Annotated in this window: 8 protein-coding genes; 4 read left to right on the top strand and 4 right to left on the bottom strand. The window is 63.9% G+C overall.

All coding sequences use genetic code 11. The features are described 5' to 3' along the window. Positions 1-187: 187 nt before the first annotated feature. Positions 188-11,296: a filamentous hemagglutinin N-terminal domain-containing protein gene (locus WIN67_RS19130; protein WP_339069871.1), complete on the top strand. Its 11,109-nt coding sequence runs from the start codon at positions 188-190 to the stop codon at positions 11,294-11,296. After that, complete coding sequence (locus WIN67_RS19125; RefSeq protein ID WP_273924143.1) at positions 11,293-11,772, top strand: hypothetical protein; 480 nt, start codon at positions 11,293-11,295, stop codon at positions 11,770-11,772. The genes WIN67_RS19130 and WIN67_RS19125 overlap by 4 nt, the downstream gene beginning before the upstream one ends. A gap of 129 nt (positions 11,773-11,901) precedes the next feature. Here WIN67_RS19125 and WIN67_RS19120 read toward each other — a convergent pair whose 3' ends face one another. Further along, positions 11,902-12,180: a hypothetical protein gene (locus WIN67_RS19120; protein WP_339069870.1), complete on the bottom strand. Its 279-nt coding sequence runs from the start codon at positions 12,178-12,180 to the stop codon at positions 11,902-11,904. A gap of 194 nt (positions 12,181-12,374) precedes the next feature. On the opposite strand from WIN67_RS19120, the gene WIN67_RS19115 reads away from it, so the two are divergent. After that, on the top strand, positions 12,375-13,613 hold the full coding sequence (locus tag WIN67_RS19115) for an EAL domain-containing protein (RefSeq protein ID WP_339069869.1): 1,239 nt from the start codon (positions 12,375-12,377) through the stop codon (positions 13,611-13,613). Between the two features lie 22 nt (positions 13,614-13,635). Here the strand turns inward: WIN67_RS19115 and WIN67_RS19110 are convergent, their stop codons facing one another. Both WIN67_RS19110 and WIN67_RS19105 read right to left on the bottom strand, forming a co-directional pair. Further along, on the bottom strand, positions 13,636-14,262 hold the full coding sequence (locus tag WIN67_RS19110; protein WP_102881568.1) for a response regulator transcription factor: 627 nt from the start codon (positions 14,260-14,262) through the stop codon (positions 13,636-13,638). Between the two features lie 379 nt (positions 14,263-14,641). After that, positions 14,642-15,115, bottom strand: a complete 474-nt coding sequence (locus WIN67_RS19105) for a hypothetical protein (RefSeq protein WP_102881567.1) — start codon at positions 15,113-15,115, stop codon at positions 14,642-14,644. Between the two features lie 193 nt (positions 15,116-15,308). Between WIN67_RS19105 and WIN67_RS19100 the strand changes: the two genes are divergently transcribed. After that, positions 15,309-16,214: a LysR family transcriptional regulator gene (locus WIN67_RS19100; protein ID WP_102881566.1), complete on the top strand. Its 906-nt coding sequence runs from the start codon at positions 15,309-15,311 to the stop codon at positions 16,212-16,214. Positions 16,215-16,642: 428 nt separating this feature from the next. On the opposite strand, the gene WIN67_RS19095 is transcribed toward WIN67_RS19100, so the two are convergent. Next, the gene (locus WIN67_RS19095; RefSeq protein WP_339069868.1) at positions 16,643-18,001 is read right to left on the bottom strand and encodes an OprD family outer membrane porin; all 1,359 of its coding nucleotides are present in this window, start codon (positions 17,999-18,001) and stop codon (positions 16,643-16,645) included. Positions 18,002-18,104 lie beyond the last annotated feature (103 nt).

Raw genomic sequence — 18,104 nt, 5'->3', positions numbered from 1 at the left:
TTAGTATTTTGCTATCAAATTGATATCACTTTTGCTGATGTTCTGTTTCTTTTGACCCGCTTTTCTCTGCTGCGGATCGATGGATTACCAGTTCGATCTTGCCTCGCGAAATCAATTATCGCTCGCCGTGGGCCTTCGGGATGAAGGCCTTTGGGGTTTTTTGCTCCTGCATTGTTGAGAGACTGACATGGACGTTCGCCAACTCGCCTTTATGGCCCGCCAGCCTTCGGCTGCCCTGCAATCGCGTGACTCTTTCTGCGGCTTTTCCAAGCGCAGCCTGGCGTTCATTCTCGCCAACATGATGTTCTGGCAGCCGCTGGTGGTGATGGCCGACGGCATCGTGGTCAACGGCAGCGGCACCACACTGGGTCAGGCCGGCAATGGCGTGCCCATCGTCAACATTGCCGCGCCCAATGGCAGCGGTCTGTCCCATAACACGTTCAGCGATTACAACGTCGGCCAGCAGGGCGTGATCCTCAACAACGCCACCAACCGTACCCAGTCCACCCAATTGGGGGGGATCATCCTCGGCAACGCCAATTTGGGTGGCCGCGCGGCCAATGTGATCCTCAACGAGGTCAACGGCGGCAGCCCCAGCCAGCTCAAGGGCTACACCGAAGTGGCCGGACAATCGGCCCATGTCATCGTTGCCAACCCTTACGGGGTGAGCTGCAACGGCTGCGGCTTCATCAACACCCCGAAAGCCACCCTGACCACCGGCAAACCGGTGATCGAGAACGGCCAGATCCAGCGTTACCAGGTGGACCAGGGCAGCGTCGCCATTGAAGGCGCGGGGCTCAACGCGAGCAATATCGACCAGTTCGAAATCATCACCCGCAGCGCGAAAATCAACGCCGAGATCCAGGCCCAGCACCTGGCGGTGATCGCCGGGGCCAACGACGTTGACGCCAATACCTTGAACGCCACGGCGCGGACCGCCAACCCGGCGGGTGCACCGCAACTGGCCATCGACTCATCCGCCCTGGGCGGCATGTACGCCGGGGCCATCAAGTTGGTGGGTACTGAGGCCGGGGTCGGGGTCAAGCTCGACGGAAAGCTGATCGCCAGCGGCGGCGATATTCAGCTGGATGCCGACGGCCAGTTGCGCATGGCTGACGCCACCGCCGAAAAGGGCGCAGTGGCGATCAAGGCCGGCAGCCTCGATGCCCAGGGTGCGGTCTACGCCGGCAGCGAGCTCAAGGTGCAGACCCGGGGCGACCTGAGCAGCCAGAAAACCCTCGCCGCCCGTGACCGCATCAGCCTCGACAGCGGTGGCCAGTTGACCAACCAGGGCATCATCGAGGCCGGGGTCAATGCCGACAACAGCCGCAACCCCGACGCGGACATCACCCTTACTGCCCAGAATCTGGACAACCGCGGCAAGAGCATCGTCGCCAGCCGCGATCTGACGATCACTACCGCCCAGACCCTGGACAATCGGGGCGGGACCTTGAGCGGGCAACGTCAGGTGACGCTCGGTGCCGGCACCCTGGACAACCAGAATCAAGGCCGGGTGCTCAGTAGCGATGCGTTGGTGCTGCAAGCCGGGCAACTGCTGAACCACAACGCCTTGATCACCAGTGATGGCGAGCTCAAGGCCCATGTCGGCCGCCTGGGCAATGACCAGGGTGAGCTGAGCAGCCTGACCCAACTCACCCTGCAAGTGACCTCGCTGGACAACGTCGCCGGGCTGGTGATGGCGGGCGACACCCTGGACATCAGCGCCAGCGGGAAGATCAGCAACCAGGGCGGGGCCCTGGGGGCGGAGCACCAGCTAAAGGTGCGTGCGGGGGCCCTGGACAACAGCAAGGCCGGCAATCTGCGCAGCGAGGGGCGCCTCAGTGCCGAGGTCGCCGGGCGTCTCGACAATCAGGACAAGGGACTGATCCAGGCCACCGGAGTCGTTGAGGTACAGGCCGGGCATCTGGATAACCGCAAGGGCAGGATTTCCACCGGCGACACCTTGCAGGTCAGTGGCGAGACGGCGGACAACCGCGGCGGGGTGATGCGGGCGGACCAGGCCCTGAACCTGTTGAGCCGGGAGCTGGACAACCGGGACAAGGGCCGCCTGGAAAGCCAGTCCGCAGCGACGGTAGAAGGTCGCCGGCTGGACAACAGCGGCGGCCTGCTCAGTGCCACCTCCGGCCTGGAGCTCAAGACCCGGGAAGTGCTCAACAACGGCGGCCGGATCGCCAGCAAGAGCGACCTGCAGGCCCAGGTCGACAGCCTGCGCCAGCAGGGCGGCGAACTGGTGGCCGAAGGTGACCTGCACCTTACAGGCCAGCACCTGGACAACCGCGACAAAGGCCTGGTGGCGTCCCTCAAGGCCCTGACCCTGGACGTCGCTGAGGTGGACAACCGTGGCGGTGCGCTGTCGGGCCGGGGCGAGCTGCAGATCAACGGCCAGGGGCTGAACAACAGCGACGGCGGCAAGGTCCTGGCCGATGATCGCCTGCTGCTCAAGGTGGCCCGGGTGATCAACCAGAACCAGGGGCTGCTGTTCAGCAAGCAGGGGCTGAATCTCAGCGGCAGTAGCCTGGACAACAGCGGCGGCCAGCTGGTGAGTCAGCAGCCCTTGCTGCTGACCCTGAGCGCAGCCCTGGACAACCAGCGAGGCCTGATCAGCGGCGAAGACCTGCTGACCCTCAAGGTGGGCAGCCTGGACAACCGGGGCGGCCGCCTGACCGGCGCCCAGGCCCTGAGCATCGACAGCAGCGGGGCGCTGCTCAACCAGGCTGGCGCCATCGTCGCCGAGCAAGGCCTGGCCCTGGACAGCGCCAGCCTGAACAACAGCGCCAAGGGTGTGATCAGCGCCAAGGCCGACGCGCGCCTGAGCACCGGGGACTTCGACAACAGCCAGGGCGGTAGCTTCACCAGCGCCGGGCAGTTGCGCCTGACCACCGCACAACTGACGAACCACCAGGGTCGGATCGGCAGCGATCAGGCACTGAGCGCCAGTGTCAGCGGTCTGGATCAGCAGGGCGGCGAGCTGTTCAGCAACGCCGACCTGACCCTGGACCTCAATCACGGACAGTTGAACAACCAGGGCGGCAATCTTCACACCCCCGGGCAACTGCTGTTGCGCAACCTCGATCAGGTGGACAACCGCGGTGGCGAGATCTCCGGGGCCAAGGCCTTTAACCTGAACGCGCGGCAACTGGACAACAGTGGCGGCAAGGTCCTGAGCAACCAGGCGCTGACCCTGCGCATTGAACAGGCCCTGGTCAACGTCAAGGGCCTGATGGCGGCAGCGGCGCTGGACAGCCGCAGCACCCGCCTGGACAACCGCGAGGGCGAGCTGCACAGCCGTGGCGACCTGCAGTTGCAGGTCACCGAGGCGGCCGACAACCAGGGCGGAGTGATCCTGGCCGACACCCAACTGACTCTCAAGGCCGGCACCCTGGATAACCGCCAGGACGGCCTGCTGGGGGCGACCCGGCAGCTTGACCTGAACATCGGGCAACTGGACAACCGTGGCGGTGAGCTGTCCAGCCAGCAGATCGGCCTGGTCGGCGAGCGCCTGGACAACAGTGCTGCCGGGCGGGTACTGGCCAGCGGCGACCTGACGCTGACCGTGGCCCAGGTCATCAACCAGAGCCTGGGGCTGATTAGCGCGGACCAGGGCCTGAGCCTCAACGGCACGAGCCTGGACAACCAGGGCGGGGATCTGGTGGGGCTGCAGCGCCTGGACCTGGCGCTTGCCGGCGACCTCGACAACCATCAAGGCCGCATCAGCAGCGAAGGCGGCCTGGACATCCAGGTGCGCAACCTCGGCAATCGCCAGGGCAGTCTGTCCAGCGCGGGCGCCCTGCAGATCAGCGCCCGGGAGGCCCTGGACAACCGCGGCGGCAAGCTGCTGAGCGACGCTGCGCTGACCCTGTCCAGCGCGCGCCTGGACAACCAGCAACAGGGCGTTATCAGCAGCAAGGCCAAGCTGGCACTGGACACTGGCGAACTGGACAACAGCCAGGGCGGCAACCTCAACAGCGGTGATGCACTGAACCTGACCGCGACCCAGGTCAACAACGACCAGGGCAGCATCGGCAGCGCCAAGGCCTTGCAGGCCTCGGTCAGTGGCCTGCAGCAGCAAGGCGGCAAGCTGTTCAGCAAGACCGCCCTGAGCCTGGACCTCAATCACGGCACGCTGAACAACCAGGGCGGCTTCATCAACGCCCCCGGTCCACTGGTGCTGAGCAACCTGGGCACGGTGAACAACCGCCAGGGTGAAATCTCCAGCGAGCAGGCCTTCGAACTGGCGGCGCAAAGCCTGGACAACAGCGCCGGGCAACTGCTCAGCCATCAGGCGCTGACCCTGCGTATCGACGGCGCGCTGACCGCGCTCAAGGGCAAGATTGCCGCTGCCGCCCTGCAGATCGATGCTGGCAGCCTGGACAACAGCGGCTCGCTACTCAGCGACCACGACCTGGGCCTGAGGGTCGCCGGTCCGCTGCACAACCAAGGGCTGATCCAGTCCGCCGGGCATTTGCAACTCAGCGCCAAGGGCCTGGGCAATCAGGGCGGCAAGCTGTTGGGTGGCACGGGATTGAGCATCGACCTCGGACCGCAGACCTCGGACCTGGACAACCGCGAGGGCCTGATCAACACCCAGGGCGTGCTGAGCATCGCCCACCTGCGGGACCTGCAGAACCGCGAAGGTGAAATCTCCAGCGCCCAGGGCTTCAACCTGGCCGGGCGCAATCTGGACAACAGCGCCGGCACGCTGATCAGCCAGCAGCAGCTAGGGGTCGAGGCTGCGCAGCTGACCAACCAGCAGGGGCTGGTCTCTGGCTGGCAGGGGCTCAACCTCAGCGGTGGCAGCCTGGACAACCGCCAGCAAGGCACCTTGTCGAGCCTGCTGGGGGAGCTGAATATCGACCTCAGTGGCGCCTTGCTCAACAGTGCGCAAGGCGGGCTGGCCAGCCAGGGTCGGCTGACCCTCAAGGCCGCCAGCCTGGACAACAGCGACAAGGGCATCGTCACCAGCAAGGGCGAGCAGCAACTGATCCTCGGCAGTGGCGGTTTGAACAACGCTCGGGGCGGGCTGATTGAAAGCAGCGCCAGCCTCGACATCGGCGCCGGCGACCTGGACAACCAGGGCGGCCGCCTCAGCGCCATGGGCGCCCTGAACTTCACCGGTAATAGCCTGAACAACCAGGGTGGCAACCTGCGCAGCGAAGGCGCGGTGACCCTCGACCTGCTGGGCGCCCTGGTCAATGCCCAGGGCCAGTTGGCCGCCAGTGGTCCGCTGCTGCTCAAGCGTTCGAGCCGGATCGACAATCAGGGCGGGCAACTGATCAGCCAGAACCTGATGACCCTGTTCAGCGCCAGCCTGGACAACAGCAATCGCGGCACCCTGGCCGCCAACGGTGCGCTGCAAGTCACCACCACTGGCCAATTGAGCAACCAGGGTGATGGCCTGATCTATAGCCGCGATGCCGGTTTGAGTCTCAATGCCGGCAGCCTGAACAATGCCCAGGGAGCGATCCAGAGCGCCAAGGCCCAGAGCTTGACCATGACCGGGGACATCGACAACCAGGGTGGCAAGCTGATCGCCGAAGACGGCGACCTGCGTATCCAGGGCGCCAACCTGGACAGCCGCGGCGGGGTGCTGTCGAGCCTCAAGGGGCTGTTTGAGGCACGTGTCAGGGGGCAACTGAACAACCATGGCGGCCAGGTCGAGGCCCGGAGCCTGGACCTGCAGGCCCTGGCCGGGATCGATAACGGTGGCGGGCGCATGGCGGCCAAGGGCGGCGACCTGCTGCTCGATACCGGTGGCGCGGGGGTGGATAACAGCAACGGCGGGCTGTACGCCAGCGGGCGAGTCAAGGCCAGCGGCCACTTGTTGAACAACGGTGTGGGGCAGATCAACGGCCAGCACATCGACCTGGACTTCAAGGGGCCAGTGAACAACCGTGGCGGCCTGATTGAAAGCCGCGAGAGCCTGGCCCTGCGAGGTGCCAGCCTCGACAACCAGGGCGGCAAGCTGCGGGCCCTGGCGACCGGGGGCAAGACCGAACTGCAGATCGGTGGCCAGTTCGACAACCGCAACGGCCTGCTGGAAACCGCCAACACCGACCTGACCCTGGCGGCGTCGGACTTCCTCAATCAGGGCGGCAGCCTGCTGCACCTGGGAGAAGGCAACTTCGATATCGCCACCGGCAATGTGATCAATGCCGGCGGCAGCCTGATCACCCGTGGCGGCCTGACCCTCACTGCCGACAGCTGGACCAACAGCAGCGTGATCCAGGCCGGACGCCTGAACCTCAACGTCAACCAATTCGCCCAGACCGCCAGCGGCCAACTGCTGGCCAGCCAGCACTTGCAGGCCCGGGGCGGCAACTGGAGCAACGACGGGTTGCTGGCCAGCGATGGCAGCCTGGACCTGCAGATCGGCGGCACCTATTCCGGCAATGGCCGGGTGTCCAGCCTGGGCGACATGACCTTCGCTGCTGCCCAGGTGAACCTGGGCAGTGCCGGCAGCATCGCCGGCGGCGCTGATACCCGGGTCAACATCGGCGGGCAACTGGTTAATGCCGGGCGCCTGACTTCCAACGCCACACTCACGGTAAATGCCGGCGGCGTGCTCAACACCGGCACCCTGGGCGGCGCCCAGGGCCTGAGCCTGACCACCCCGACCCTGGTCAACGACCATGGATTTGTCTTCAGCGGCCAGAACGCCAGCCTCAACGTCAACACCCTGACCAACAGCTATGGCGAGTTCTATAGCCTGGGCGGCCTGACCGTGGCCGGCATGGCAGCCGGCACCTCGGCCCAAAGCCTGAAGAACATCTCCGGCAACATCCAGAGCGGTGGCGATATCAATATTGCTGCCCTGGATCTGGTCAACGATCGTGAAAAATACGAGGCCAGCCAGCAGATCACCGATGGCCGCATGACCATCCGCTGTGCCCAGCACTGTGGCGGCGGCGCCAGTTGGGTCCGGGGGCCGGTGTTTATCTACCGGACGGTGGAAGGCGTGGTGACAAGCGACTCGCCGCAGTCGACCCTGAATGCGGGGGGCAACCTGACGGTCAACAGCAGCAGTTTCCTCAACCGCTACAGCACCGTCTCGGCAGGCAATGACCTGACCATCACCAGCGGCTCTATCACCAACCAGGCCTCCTTGGTGGCGTCCGGTTCTTCCGGCTATGAAGTCGGTGCTGGGGTCAAGATCAAGCGCGGGCTGTTCTTCCAGCTGGCCCGTGACGTGCAGGCCTATGATCGGGCGCACCCCCAGGGCAGTGCCTTCAACCAGCAGGATTTCGCGGCCCTGGTGGCCAAGTTCAACCCGGGGATCTTCTATGGCATCGACCGGCCGGTAGAGACCTCGACCCTGAGTTCATCCTCCGCGCCGGCCATCATCCAGGCCGGCGGCAAGGCCCGGCTCACGGCGGCCAACGACATCAGCAACATCAGCGTGATCAAGAGCGCCATTGCCGTGGGCGATCGCGCCCGGGACACCGGCGTGGGGGCGGCGAGCAAGCCGCTGATGGTGGTGCTCAACTCCCAGCTGCCGCCGGACCTGGCGCAGCAGCAGGTCAATCCCCTGAGCCTGCCGAACTTCAGCCTGCCTTCGGGGCAGAACGGGCTGTTTCGCTTGAGTGGCCAGGGGGGCACCGCGCAGCCTGCGGGCCCGGCGCAAAGCTGGAACATGGGCGGTGCCAGCCTGGAACTGACCTCGCGTCAGGCCGGGCCGGAGCCGATCCGCCCTCGGGACCTGAGCAGTCAACCGCTGCCGCAGGTGGCCCTGGGCGCCCGTGAGCTGAATCTGCAGGATCACCAGGCCACCGGCGTCGATGGCCGCACCGCCGCGGTCCAGGTCAGCGCGACGGCGGCGGACTCGCCGCTGGGCGTGCTGCCCGTGGGCGGCACCGGCAACCAGAGCGTCAGCCGGGTCCAGGGCCTGCCGGACAGCAGCGTGCGCAGCAATCCCCACAAATACTTGATCGAAACCAACCCGCTGCTCACCGACCTCAAGCAGTTCATGAGCTCCGACTATCTGCTGTCCAACCTCGGGTATGACCCGGACCAGAGTGCCAAGCGCCTGGGTGACGGCTTCTATGAGCAGCGGCTGATCCAGCAGGCGGTGACGGCGCGCACCGGCCAGCGGTTCCTCGATGGCCAGAACAGCGACGAAGGCATGTTCAAGTACCTGATGAACAACGCCATCGCCAGCAAGGACTCGCTCAACCTCGCGGTGGGCGTGACCCTGACCTCCCAGCAGGTGGCGGCCCTGACCCACGACATCGTCTGGCTCGAAGAGCAGGAGGTGAACGGCGAGAAGGTGCTGGTGCCGGTGCTGTACCTGGCCAACGCCAACAACCGCCTGGCGGCCAACGGCGCCCTGGTCCAGGGCCGGGACGTGACCCTGATCGCCGGCAAGGACCTGGTCAATTCCGGGACCTTGCGTGCCAGTGAGAACCTGAGTGCCACGGCGGGCAGCGACCTGCTCAACAGTGGCCTGATCGAGGCCGGCAATCGCTTGAACCTGCTGGCCGGAGACAACCTGGTCAACCAGGCCGGCGGTATCATCGCCGGACGTGACGTGACCGTCCGCGCCCTGGCGGGGGATGTGATCAACGAGCGCAGCATCACCACCTTCCAGAGTAACCCTGGGAGCACCACCCAGCGCCTGGACTACGCCAACAACGCGGCGCGGATCGAGGCGCGCAACGACCTGAACGTGGGCGCTGGGCGCGACATCAACAATGTCGGCGGCGTGTTGAGCAGCGGTGGCGACACCACCCTGATCGCCGCTCGTGACGTCAATCTGGTATCGGCCCAGGAGCATGACAAGCTCACCCGCGACCGCTATCTGAACGAAAGCATCACCCAGCACGGCTCCAGCGTCAGCGTTGGGCGGGATCTGGCGGTCAGCGCCGGACGCGACCTGACGGCGGTCGCCAGCCAGATCGAGGCCAAGCGCAACATCGCCATGGATGCGGCGGGGGACATGACCCTGGCCTCGGCGGCGGATGAGCAGCACAGCTACTCCAAGACCAAGAAGGTCACCCGCCAGGAAGACCATGTCAGCCAGGTAGGCACCTCGCTGACCGCCGGCGCCGATGTGGTCCTCAGTGCGGGCAAGGACCTGAGCCTGATCTCCAGCCGTATCAGCGCCGGCAACGAAGCCTACCTGGTGGCCGGTGACAACCTGGAGTTGCTGGCGGCCCAGGACAGCGACTACTCGCTGTACGACATGAAGAAGAAGGGCAGTTGGGGCCGCAAGAAGACTCGCCGTGACGAGGTGACCCAGGTCACCAACATCGGCAGCGAGATCACGACTGGCGGCGACCTGACCCTCAAGAGTGGCGGCGACCAGAAGTACCAGGTGGCCAAGCTGGAAAGCGCCAAGGACCTGACCCTGGACAGTGGCGGCGCGATCACCTTCGAGGGGGTCAAGGACCTGCACGACGAAAGCCACACCAAGAGCAACAACAATGCCTTCTGGAATTCCTCCAAAGGCCGCGGCAACACCGATGAAACCCTGCGCCAGAGCAGCCTGGTGGCCGGCGGCAGCCTGACCATCAAGGCCGTGGAAGGCTTGAAGATCGACATCAAGCACATCGACCAGAAAAGCGTCAGCCAGGCCATCGACGCCATGGTCCAGGCCGACCCGCAACTGGCCTGGCTGAAACAGGCCGAGGCCCGGGGCGACGTCGACTGGCGCCAGGTCAAGGAGATCCACGAGTCCTTCAAGTACAACAACTCGGGTTTAGGCCCGGCAGCGCAGTTGATCATCGCCATCGCCCTGGCGGCGGTGATGGGGCCGATGATGGCCGGGATGAACACCATGCTCCAGGCAGTGGCGGTGAACGCCGCCACCAATGCCACGGTCAGCACCATCGACAACCGCGGCAACCTGGGCAAGGTCCTCAAGGACGTGACCTCCAAGGAGAGCATCAAGGGCTACACAGTGGCCGCGGCCACCGCCGGAGTGGCCCAGGGGTTGAACTACAACCCGAGCGCCATGGGCCTGGATGCCAAGAGCCTGCAGACCGTGGCGGTCAAGGTCACGGCCGATGCCTTGATCAAGACCGCAGTCTATGGCGGCAGCTTCAAGGACAACCTGGCGGCTTCGGCAGCCGGAACTGCGGCCAGCATCGGCGGGGCGTATGGCGCCGGCAAGATCGGCGACCTGGGCCTGACCGAGGGCGGCCTAGCGAAAATCGCCCTGCATGCCGGGCTCGGCGGCCTGCTGTCTGAAGCCATGGGCGGTGATTTCCGCACCGGCGCCATCGCCGGTGGTGCCAACGAGTTGCTGGTGGGGGTGCTGGGGGACAAGCTGCTGCCGGACAACCTGATCCCCGGTTCGCCGGAGTACATCCAGGCCCAGGCCAACCTGATGGCCCTGTCGCAGATTGTCGGGGTCCTCGGGGCGGCCGCCGCCGGCGGTGACATGAGCATCGCCTCGACGGTGGCGGCCAATGGCACCCAGAACAACTACCTGACGCACCAGGCCTTCGACGAGTTGGGCAACTGCCTGTCGGGACGTACCTGCTCCACCGATGAGCAGAAAACGGCCGCTGTGACCAAGGCCGAGAAACTCAGCGAGTGGCTGGACTCGGAGATGCGCAGCATCTGCGACAAGGCGCCAACCGGCGACGGTTGCCGGGCGGCGGTCAACGCTTCGATCAAGTACGTGGCCATGAAGGATGCCTGGAAAATCATGAACAAGGACGTGGTCCGTTCCTCGAAGAACACCTTCGACTACCTCTACAACACCGAAGGGGCGGCGACGCGCCTGGTGGCCTACCTGAACACCATCGACAACCGGGCCAACTTCTTCGGCGCCAGCAATGTCTATGAGCAGAATCTGGGCATTGGTGCCAAGTGGTTTGGCGGTGCGGAAGAGGTGTCCAGGGCCTTTTTGACCGGGTTGGGTGCCGATGGCGATGGCAGCTATCTGCCTTCCTACATCACCTTCGCTGCTGGACGAGTAGTGGCGCCGGTCTATAACTGGCGCAAGGCGGCCGGGGATGCGTTGATCACCGGTGGCTTCGATAATTTCAAGAATCTCTACAACAAGGCCACCACCGATCCGGTCGCCTGGGATATCAAGCAGTTGAAAGGCGAACAGACTATATTGCAGCCGGTTCATGAGAAGTACCTGGGGGGCCGTGATCTGTTTCAGTCGATGTCGGGCAAGGCCACCAATACTTCAGGAATAGCAGGGCACTTTATTGAGGAGAGGCAGGGTGTTCCAGGTGGAATCAATATTCTGGATTACGCCTCCAGGGTCGAGTTTGGTTGCAAGCTGCTGGGTTACTCAAAAAGTCAGGGATGCACTCCATGACTGAGGTGAAATACCCACGTCTGAAGGTGTTTGCAGTGTTTGTGCTGTGTCCCCTGGTACCGGGTTTTGTTGCCGGCCTGGTGAACTTCGTGTTGCTGCTCGCTCATCTGACCAGCAATCCGCGCTTGCTCGGCGAAGTCAGGGGAGGGGAGCTGTTGCTGATGCCCGTGTTGGCGCCGCTAGTGACGCTGTTGCTGTTCTTCCTGCCCTTCTTCGGGCTGGCCCTGGGGGTGGCGCTGATGAAAGTCAGGCGCAGCGCGTTCAGTTGCATTGCTCTGTCATTGATTGGCGGCAGTCTTGCCATGGCATGGGCTCTGCTGTTTATACGCGAAGTGGTCAATGACATTGCAACGGCCCGCTACTCCGATTACCTGCTGGGGCTGTTGCTGATCTTCCTGGCCGCCGCCATGACCTGCTGGCTGACCGCGCGTTTGTTCCTGCCGCAGCAGGATCCTGGTCCCGCTGTGGCCAAGTGATTCACGTGCCCCCGGTTGCCGTTACGGACAGCCAGGGGGGGGGCGAGGCCGAACGTCTTGATGGGCCTCCGGTTTGCAATCAAGAACCTTCTCGGTCGCGCCCGAGAGTCGTCCTATCTCATTCACAAGTTAACGTTTGTAGGCTTTCCAGGCCTTGAGGAACAAGGCAAACGTCAAACACGAGATAGGTATAAAACCCACGAAACTCATCAAGTCCGCACTGTCTGTCGCTGTCTGCTGTGTCGCTGCCCAGGCTATGGCGGCAGACGGCGAAATCAACTTCACCGGCTCGATCACCGCCAGCACCTGTTTGGTGAGTGTCGGCGATCTCAATGGCGCTGCTGGCACGAATGTGTCCTTGGGCAATGCGCCGTCCCTGTCGCTGAAAATTGGCGCAGCAGCGCCCAATGCTCCCTCTCTCCTTATTGGGCAAGGCAAGTGTCCGTGCTGATTTAATATTCAATTACCGCTAACCCCTGCGATTGCCCGCTTTTAGCAAGTAACTGGTCACCATCGGAAATATCCAATCTAAATTTAAGAAGTGTCCTGAGTTCAGTTGAAGCTGTTTTGGATAGGATGCTTTTTTCTCCGGAGCCGCTTTGATGTCGACGCTGAGCGTACTGCTGCTGTGTTCGAACGCTTTTCGCGTTCGACGGTTTTCCAGAATATTGGCAGCTTCGGGCTTTGCCCGGGTGCAGGTAGTCAGCCAGGAAAATGACTGGACCCAATTCCCACCGGAACTGGGTGAACTGGACCTGGTGATCTGCGATTCGCTGCACTCCCTGACGGCCATTTATTACCTGCGCCGGCTCTGCGAACACTACGGTTTCTTCTCGATGATCGAGTGCGAAGCCCTGGAAGCGCCCATTCGCTGGGGGCTGGCGAACTTTCGCGTGCGTTCCGGCAAGTATTGCGTCGGCAGCTACAGCGATCTGGACACGGTGCAGATCAGTGGCTTGTTGCTCAAGGCGCTGACCGTCAAGCGCACGGTAAAAAATCACTCGCGCAGCAGGCTGGCGGCCGATCGGCGCGCCCCTGCCAGCAATGACTGGAGGGCGCAGCTGGATGTTGCCCAGGCGCTGGAACAGCAACAGATCGTTGCCTATTTCCAGCCCCAGGTGTGCCTGAAGACCCGGCGTATCACCGGCGCCGAGGTCCTGGCCCGTTGGCAGCATCCGCACAGGGGCGTGCTGGGACCGCAGTCGTTCCTCGATCTGGTCGACAGCCCGGAGCGCCATCGACAGCTGTTCGACTGCCTGTTGCAACAGGGCCTGATGCTGCAGCGGCAACTGCAGGCCCACACCCAGGGTGATGCCCTGGTGTTCTCCTACAACATCGAGGCCAGCCAGCTGACTGATCCCGAGTTTGCCGCCCAGATGCTGCTGCAGGCCGAGGAGGCGGGTGTGCCCAAGAAGCAGGTCACCCTGGAAATCACCGAGCGCCAGGCTCTGGTTCTGGACATGCAGAGCATCGAAAACATCAGCGTTCTGGTCAAAGGCGGTGTGCGCCTGTCCCTTGACGATTTCGGTACCGGTCACTCGTCGATCATGCGCCTGGCGGGTATTCCCTTCGGCCAGATCAAGCTCGACTCGGGTTTTGTCGCCAACGCCCTGGGGCTCAAGGAAACCCGGATCATCGAGGCGGTGGTGGGGCTGGCGCGTTCGCTCAATCTGGAACTGGTGGCTGAGGGCGTCGAGACGGAGAAACAACGCGCGCATTTACAGCGCCTGGGGGTCGATGCGGCCCAGGGCTATCTGTTCCACAAGCCGATGCGGGGTCAGGCGCTGCTCCAGGTACTGAACGCGAGCCACGCGCCGCTGCGGCTGATTCGTCAGGGCTAGCTGCGCAGCGGGCCGGCGCTCCTCATATCAGGTTCAATTGCCTGGCGATGGTGGCCAGTTCGATGGTGGTCCGCACCCCAAGCTTTTTCAGCACGTTGATCTTGTGACCGCTGATGGTCTTGTTGCTCAGGTTGAGCTTGGTGGCGATCTCCAGGTTGGTGTGGCCGTTGGCAAGCAACTGCAGGACCACCAACTCCTTGTTGGTCAGGTTGCTCAGCGCATCGCTCGGGTCGTGGCCGGTTCCCCGGTACATCTCCAGCACTTCCTTGGGAAAGTACAAGTAGCCGTCGGCCAGGGCATCGAGGCCCTTGACCAGTTCCTTCAGTCCGGCGCTCTTGTTGATGAAGCCCATGGCCCCGGCTTGCATGCAGCGCACGCCATAGGTACTGGCGCGGCTGGCGGTGAATACCAGGGTCTTGACCTCCAGTTGGTCCACTGCAATGCGTTGCAGGACCGACAGCCCATCCAGGTTGTCCAGGGAAATGTCCAGCAGCATGTAGTCCGGGCGCAGCTTGTGAATCTTGTCCAGTGCGTCGAAGCCGTCGGAGGATTCACCGATGGGCTTGTAGCCGTTCTCTTCAAGCAGCTCGCTGACCGCGGCGCAGATGATGGGATGGTCGTCGACGATAAGCACGCGTCTTTTTTTCATGGGGTCCTCGGAAGAAACCCTGGTCAGAGCTGTTAGGGCTCGTTGCGTAAAATGGGTCACTCGGCAGTCACTGCTTTTATTGTGGAAGTCATAGGCCCAATGACTCTTTTGCATGGGGTCAACGATGTTTTGCAGGGTCGCGAAGAGCGCGGCATAACCCCAAGAGAGTGAAGGCTTGGTAAACAGCGCAAGCATGTTAGTTCAGAAAAACGGGCAAAAGATTGGCGCAAGAAGCGACTGGTAAATATCCAAGACGCTTCTTGCCAGGGCGCGCGCGCAGTCTATGAGGGCTGTACTCAAGTGGGAAGTTTGCGCAGTGTCCTCAGCCGCTCGGGGCTGAGGATGGCGGGGCGACAGGTCCTGGGCGCCGTTCAGGCTTTTACGGCGCCTTGAGCATCACATAGGCTTCACCACCACGGCGATCGTGCATGATGATGAACGTCTGGCCCTCGAGGGTGATCCGCGCCGGCACGCTCTGCGCCACCGGTGTGCTGGAAAACTTGCCGACGCTGCTCAAGAACTGCTGGGTCAGCGAGCTGTCGTTCTGGCTCGGGGTGGTGATCGCACATTCCTTGTTGGCCTGGACCTGGACCCCCAGGGTTTGATCCTGGTCCATGCCCATCTTGGCGAAACCGGCGTCGGTAAGCTCAACGATGCCATAGGACCGCGCGGCGGTTTCAGCACCGGCGAAAGACGGAGCGGACTTCAGGCAGATATCGCGAAAGGCCAGGATGCCGGCGGAGGTGATGGTGGGTTCAGGGTCGATCTTGCGGGTGACACTGGAGCAGGCGCTCAGCAGCGTCAGGGCTGCGAGCAGCAGGGCTAGCGGTGCAGTGTGGGGCAGCGTAGTCATGGAAAATCCTTGGCAACAGGTCGGCAGGGGCGCCGGAAGTGGTTCGTGTGCCATTGCGCAATCGGCTGTTTAGCAGGGTAGGCATGGCGGGCGCGCAGATCAATATTTTGTAGGCGGGCGCCGGGGCATTCCAAGTGCTCTGGCGCAGTAATTGCGTGTTTCACGGATCTGTTCAGCGATGGGGCGAGCGACCATGCAGTTACGAGCGTTGCGTTATTTTCACGAGGTGGCCCGTTGTGCCTCCCTGCGCCAGGCGGCGGAGCGGCTGTACGTGACCCCCACCGCCGTGAGCCGGCAGATCGAGCAGTTGGAGCACTTCTTCGGTACCGCGCTGATCGAGCGCGGCCCGCGGGGCATCCGCCTGACGGTGGAAGGCGAGTGCCTGGCCGAGCAGGTCAGTTCCACCTTGCGCGGCTTCGATCAGGTGCGCGACGTGATCGCCAGCCGGCAGAGCCAGGTAGCGGGTAACGTCAGCATCCATGTGTCGGAAAGTATCGTTTCCAGCGTGTTGGCGCCGGTACTGGCGGCGTTCAACCGGGCCCACCCCAAAGTCACCTTCAACATTGTCATCGCCAGTGCCGGCGCCACCCTGGATGCCCTGTGCAGCGGCGAGGCCGATCTGGGCCTGGCCTTCTACCTGCAAGAGCGCGCCGAGGTCGAAGTGACCGCCCATTGCCAACTGTGGCACCGGGTGCTGGTGAGTGCCGAGCACCCGTTTGCCCAGTGCCCGAGCATTCGCCTGGAGGACCTGCAGGGCCAGCCCCTGGCCATTCCCGATTCGGCCTACGGCGTGCGCCAGGCCCTGGAGGGTGCGGCGAAGAAGCGTGGGGTGAATATCCTGCCGGTGTTTACCACCAGTTCCCTGGAGGTACAGAAAAGCCTGGCTCGCCAGCGCGCGGCGGTGCTGATCCTGCCCCAGGTGGATGCCGAGGCGCGGGACCTGGGGGATGGCTTGGTGGCCGTGCCGATCGATGACGAACACCTGGAGCGGATCCGCGTGGATCTGTGCGTGGTGCGCAACCGCCCCTTGTCGGTGGCCACCCTGAAATGCCAGGAAATGCTTGCCCGGGCGATGCAGCACTACGCCCTGGTCGATTGACGGCCTGGAGGAGGGGCCGCGTTGCCTGGGGGCCGCCTGCCGGCTGCCGCTGGCGGCCTTGAGATCGCCGCGTCTGCTGCGCAGCCGTACGCAGCCTGCGGCAGCGGCTACAGGATTGCCAGGGGTTGCTGTAGCCGCTGCCGAGCCTGCGGCGAGGCTGCGCAAAGGCCCGCAGGGCCTTGCTTGGCGATCTCCCGTCAACGACCTGAGGCGGCCTTGAGATCGCCGCGTCTGCTGCGCAGCCGTACGCAGCCTGCGGCAGCGGCTACAGGGTTGCCAGGGGTTGTTGTAGCCGCTGCCGAGCCTGTGGCGAGGCTGCGCAAAGGCCCGCAGGGCCTTGCTTGGCGATCTCCCGTCAATGACCTCTGACGGCCTTGAGAACGCCGCGTCCGCGGCAGCGGCCATGGGGGCTCGCGCTGCAGCGTGTTTCAGAACAGGTTGAACGGGAAATTCCCCACCAGGCGGAATTCGTCGTAGCTGCCGTCGATCTGCCCGCCGCTAGCGCGATGGTTGTAGACGATGGTGCGCAGCACTGCGTCCTTGAGTCGCCCGGATTGCACCACATACGCCAGCATCAGGCCGTTTTCGTTGTGCTTGGCACCGTCCAGGCCGCGCACGTTGTAGCCGCGGTTGCGGCCATCGCGATCACCATCATAGTGCGTGCCGTCGATGCCCCAGCCCTTGGCGTGCCACAGGCTGGCGCTCAGCCCCGGCACGCCATAGGCGGCAAAATCCAGGTCATAGCGCAGCTGCCAGGACTTTTCATTGGGGCCGTTGTAGTCCGAGTACAGGGAGTTGGCCATGTAGTTGCCGGTGGACTCCCAGACATAGTCGAAGTACTCGTTGCCGAACACTTGCTGCCAGGCCAGGGTCAGGCTGTGGGCCTGATGGCTGCCGGTCAGCGCCAGGCTCAAGGCGTCGTTGTCGATGTAGCCCAGGCGCTGCTGGCCCTGGTCCCGGGTGTGGTAGTAGTTGAACGCGGTCTTCAGCGCCAGCTGGCTTTTGTCTCCGGCGCGGTGGGTCAGGCCCAGGTAGTACTGGTCCCACATGTTCTCGAAGCGCGAGGCGTAGAGGCTGCCTTCCAGGCCCAGGCCGGGTTTGACGGTCGCCCCCAGGTAGCTGATGCGCTCGCCGCTGTAGGCGCGGTTGCCGAAGGTGGTGGTCAGGCGCTCGCTGCCGGTGCCGGTGCGCGGGATGGCCCGGTCGAAACTGCCGGCCTGCACCGACAACCAGTCGGTTTCATTGCTGTACAGGCCCACGCCCTGAAAGCTTGAGGGCAGGGCGCGGTTGTCCTTGTAGCGCAGCACCGGGTTGTCGGTCATCAGGCGCCCGCCCTTGAGCTCGGTGTTGGACAGGCGCAGGCGCACATCGCCGATGCCCAGGCGGCTCCAGGTGGGCAGGGCGTCGCCGTCGCTGTCCACCAGCACCCGGTCGCCACCGTTGGCCACACGGCCGTGACCGCGTTCCAGGTTGACCGCGCTGAACAGCGCCGCATCCACGCCAAAGCCGATCAGGCCCTGGGTGTAGCCCGAGCTGTACTTGAGCATGCCGGTCTGTACCCAGGTTTCCCTGACCCGGGTGCGCTCGATGCCGTCGGGCTTCTTGATGCTCAGGTAGGTGTCGCGCTGGGTGTGCTGGTTGGAGTAGTAGTGGCGCAGGTTGAGGTCCAGGTGGCTGCCCTCGATGAATCCCGGCGCCAGTTCCTGCTGGCTCGGGCGCGGGTTGTCCTGGGCCAGGAGGGTGCTGCTGGCGCTCATGGCCAGGAGGCAAAGTGCGAGCTGTTTCATATTGCTTCCCCACAAATCAAAGGCGTCAAGCCACCGCCCGACCGCGGCTGTGCGCGGCCGGCAGGGTAGAGAAAAACGCGGTGGCGCAAAAGAGTGCTGGGCA

This window comes from Pseudomonas idahonensis, from assembly GCF_037903935.1.
Lineage (GTDB): Bacteria > Pseudomonadota > Gammaproteobacteria > Pseudomonadales > Pseudomonadaceae > Aquipseudomonas > Aquipseudomonas danubii.
Note: the sequence above shows the minus strand (reverse complement) of the source record. Positions and strands in the feature narration are given on the sequence as shown.

What these genes read in the sequence shown, in the direction of transcription:
- WIN67_RS19125 (WP_273924143.1), top strand. Translation starts at nt 11,293, where the DNA reads ATGACTGAGGTGAAATACCCACGTCTGAAGGTGTTTGCAGTGTTTGTG.
- WIN67_RS19115 (WP_339069869.1), top strand. Translation starts at nt 12,375, where the DNA reads ATGTCGACGCTGAGCGTACTGCTGCTGTGTTCGAACGCTTTTCGCGTT.
- WIN67_RS19110 (WP_102881568.1), bottom strand. Translation starts at nt 14,262, where the DNA reads ATGAAAAAAAGACGCGTGCTTATCGTCGACGACCATCCCATCATCTGC.
- WIN67_RS19130 (WP_339069871.1), top strand. Translation starts at nt 188, where the DNA reads ATGGACGTTCGCCAACTCGCCTTTATGGCCCGCCAGCCTTCGGCTGCC.
- WIN67_RS19100 (WP_102881566.1), top strand. Translation starts at nt 15,309, where the DNA reads ATGCAGTTACGAGCGTTGCGTTATTTTCACGAGGTGGCCCGTTGTGCC.
- WIN67_RS19095 (WP_339069868.1), bottom strand. Translation starts at nt 18,001, where the DNA reads ATGAAACAGCTCGCACTTTGCCTCCTGGCCATGAGCGCCAGCAGCACC.
- WIN67_RS19105 (WP_102881567.1), bottom strand. Translation starts at nt 15,115, where the DNA reads ATGACTACGCTGCCCCACACTGCACCGCTAGCCCTGCTGCTCGCAGCC.